The following is a 3,953-nucleotide window of genomic DNA, read 5'->3' as shown; positions in this document are numbered from 1 at the left end:
ATCACTTCAATACTTCTCAGAATGGTGGAAACAATTGGCTGGTGAATCAGAAGGAAAAGACCAAAAAGGTATCTACCCAACTTCAGCTAACTTCTCAACAGACTTGCACTCATTAGGTCAATTTATCCAAGAAGGAACTCGTATCATGTTTGAAACAGTTGTCCGTGTTGACAAACCACGTAAGAACGTAATCATCCCTACTTTGGAAGAAGATCTTGATGGACTTGGATACCTTCAAGGAAAAGACGTTGACTTCGTTAATAAAAAAGCAACTGACGGTGTTCTTCTTGCCCACACTGACGGTGACGTGCCAAACATGTACGTGACTCTTCCTGAGCAAGATGCCTTCACTCTTGGCTACACAATCTACTTCTTTGAATTGGCAATCGCCCTTTCAGGTTACTTGAATGCCATCAACCCATTTGACCAACCAGGTGTTGAAGCATACAAACGTAACATGTTTGCCCTTCTTGGTAAACCAGGATTTGAAGAATTGAGCAAAGAACTCAACGCTCGTCTATAATAGAGCTGAAAAGAGAGTGGTTTTACCACTCTTTTTACTATTTCTCGAAAAGAGAAATTGGACTCTGGCACGACTTGTGATATAATATAGAGAGCAAAAAGGCAGACGCCTAGAGACTTTATAGGAGAAGATATGTCAAAAGATATTCGTGTGCGTTATGCACCAAGTCCAACAGGACTACTACACATCGGAAATGCCCGTACAGCATTGTTTAACTACTTGTATGCACGCCACCATGGTGGAACTTTTATCATCCGTATCGAAGACACAGACCGCAAACGTCATGTCGAAGACGGAGAACGTTCACAGCTTGAAAACCTTCGTTGGTTGGGCATGGATTGGGATGAAAGTCCAGAAACTCATGAAAACTACCGCCAATCAGAGCGTTTGGAACTCTATCAAAAATATATCGACCAATTGCTTGCTGAAGGGAAAGCCTACAAATCTTACGTCACTGAAGAAGAGTTGGCAGCTGAACGTGAACGCCAAGAAGCAGCTGGTGAAACACCTCGTTACATTAACGAATACCTTGGTATGAGCGAGGAAGAAAAAGCAGCTTATGTTGCAGAACGTGAAGCCGCAGGTATTATCCCAACGGTTCGTTTGGCAGTTAATGAGTCTGGTATCTATAAGTGGCATGATATGGTCAAAGGTGATATCGAATTTGAAGGTGGCAATATCGGTGGGGACTGGGTTATCCAAAAGAAAGATGGCTACCCAACTTACAACTTTGCCGTTGTCATCGATGATCACGACATGCAAATCTCTCACGTCATTCGTGGAGACGACCACATTGCTAACACACCAAAACAGCTTATGGTTTATGAAGCACTCGGATGGGAAGCTCCAGAGTTCGGTCACATGACCTTGATCATTAACTCTGAAACTGGTAAGAAGTTGTCTAAACGTGATACTAATACACTTCAATTTATCGAAGACTACCGTAAGAAGGGCTACCTGCCAGAAGCAGTCTTTAACTTTATCGCTCTTCTTGGCTGGAACCCTGGTGGAGAAGACGAAATCTTCTCTCGCCAAGAACTCATCAAGCTCTTTGATGAAAACCGTCTTAGCAAGTCTCCAGCAGCCTTCGACCAGAAGAAACTTGATTGGATGAGCAATGACTATATCAAGAATGCAGACCTTGAGACTATTTTTGAAATGGCAAAACCATTCCTTGAAGAAGCAGGACGTTTGACAGACAAGGCTAAAAAATTGGTGGAACTCTACAAACCACAAATGAAATCAGTGGATGAAATCGTTCCATTGACAGACCTTTTCTTCTCAGACTTCCCAGAATTGACAGAAGCTGAACGAGAAGTCATGGCTGGTGAAACAGTGCCAACGGTACTTGAAGCCTTCAAAGCCAAACTTGAAGCTATGTCAGATGACGAGTTTGTGGTAGAAAATATCTTCCCACAAATCAAAGCAGTTCAAAAAGAAACAGGTATCAAAGGGAAGAATCTCTTCATGCCAATCCGTATTGCCGTTTCAGGTGAAATGCATGGTCCTGAATTGCCAGATACCATCTACTTGCTTGGACGTGAAAAATCAATTCAACATATTGAAAAAATGTTGGCAGAAATTGCAAAATAGCATATAAAAAGAGCTTAAATATTGAGCTCTTTTTATATGTATACTTGTTTGAAAATGCAAAGGTTTTAGTGTATAATATGAATTGACAGGGCAAGGAAATAAGTTAGTGAGATGGTATTTTTACAACTAGACTTGGCATAGTCTAACATTATTCCTAATGTTGGTCAGTCTACTTATTTTTTCTTTGCGTTTTGCTGAATAGAAGTTGAAATTCTTTTGTTCATGCAGTTACCATCCCTTACAATGACTTTGTTTTCGATCACCAGAGTTTCTCTACAAAGATTTTGGTCCAATTTGTCCAGCTTTTTAGAGAAATATATCTACTCTTTCTTCTCCAAAAATAGAAAGAAATCGGATTTGTCCTGTTACCTTGCGTTAAGCAAGGTTTTTTTGTGGAATAGTACTGAGAAATTTACGATTTCGTTTTGGAGTGGTATAATATTAACTATCCTGATGAATAGAGGAACTCGAATGAAAGAATTTAACAAATCAATAAAATTAGAGCATGTGGCTTATGATATCCGTGGTCCAGTTTTGGAAGAAGCTATGCGCATGCGAGCAAATGGTGAAAAGATTTTGCGTTTGAATACAGGGAACCCAGCTGAGTTTGGCTTTACAGCTCCAGATGAGGTTATCCACGACTTGATTATGAATGCCCGTGATAGTGAAGGCTATTCAGATTCAAAAGGTATCTTTTCAGCTCGTAAGGCCATCATGCAGTATTGCCAACTAAAGAAATTCCCCAATGTGGATATTGATGATATCTACCTTGGAAATGGGGTTAGTGAGCTAATCGTTATGTCTATGCAAGGTCTCTTGGACAACGGCGATGAAGTCTTGGTTCCTATGCCTGACTATCCTCTTTGGACTGCTGCTGTCAGCTTGGCTGGGGGAAATGCCGTTCACTACGTCTGTGATGAAGAAGCGGAATGGTATCCAGACCTAGATGATATCAAGTCTAAGATTAGTTCAAATACCAAGGCCATTGTTTTGATCAATCCGAATAACCCAACGGGGGCTCTCTATCCTAAAGAACTCTTACTAGATATCATCGAGATTGCTCGTCAAAATGACTTGATTATTTTTGCGGATGAAATTTACGACCGTATGGTTATGGATGGCAATGTCCACACACCAGTCGCAAGTTTGGCTCCAGACCTTTTCTGTGTCAGCATGAATGGTCTGTCTAAATCTCACCGTATCGCTGGTTTCCGTGTTGGTTGGATGGTCTTGTCTGGACCTAAACATCATGTAAAGGGCTACATTGAAGGTCTCAACATGCTTTCAAACATGCGACTTTGTTCGAATGTGCTTGCTCAACAGGTTGTTCAAACTTCACTAGGTGGTCACCAGTCAGTGGATGAGTTGCTCTTGCCAGGTGGTCGTATCTATGAACAAAGAAACTTTATTTATAATGCCATTCAAGATATTCCAGGTTTGTCAGCGGTTAAACCTAAAGCGGGTCTTTATATCTTCCCTAAAATTGACCGCAATATGTATCGTATTGATGATGATGAACAGTTTGTCCTTGATTTCTTGAAGCAAGAAAAGGTGCTTTTGGTTCATGGACGAGGCTTTAACTGGAAAGAGCCAGATCACTTCCGTATCGTTTATCTGCCACGCGTAGATGAGTTAGCCCAAATCCAAGAAAAGATGACCCGTTTCTTGAAGCAGTATCGTAGATAAGGCTTTCATAGCAAAAAAGCTGGAAACATTTGTCAGAGCTATTGACAAATGCGAAAGAATCAGATAGAATAGTAAAGTATGTTTAGTAACTGATCACTTTATAGCCGGCTAAACGAATACAAAATCTATGAGGAGGTATTCATCGTGAAAC

Annotated in this window: 2 protein-coding genes and 1 pseudogene; all 3 read left to right on the top strand. The window is 40.8% G+C overall.

Translation table 11 applies throughout. The features are described 5' to 3' along the window. Positions 1-523 (top strand): annotated as a pseudogene (gene pgi, locus E7C97_RS09095) (glucose-6-phosphate isomerase); the annotation flags it as partial. Positions 524-655: 132 nt separating this feature from the next. After that, positions 656-2,116: a glutamate--tRNA ligase gene (gene gltX, locus E7C97_RS09090; protein ID WP_049528326.1), complete on the top strand. Its 1,461-nt coding sequence runs from the start codon at positions 656-658 to the stop codon at positions 2,114-2,116. Between the two features lie 471 nt (positions 2,117-2,587). Continuing rightward, entirely contained in the window at positions 2,588-3,802 is a 1,215-nt protein-coding gene (locus E7C97_RS09085; protein ID WP_316109002.1) for a pyridoxal phosphate-dependent aminotransferase, read from the top strand. Positions 3,803-3,953: the final 151 nt, after the last annotated feature.

The sequence above is a fragment of the Streptococcus sp. genome (genome assembly GCF_032481935.1).
In the GTDB taxonomy this organism is placed as follows: Bacteria; Bacillota; Bacilli; order Lactobacillales; family Streptococcaceae; genus Streptococcus.
This window is presented reverse-complemented; position numbering and strand designations above follow the sequence as displayed.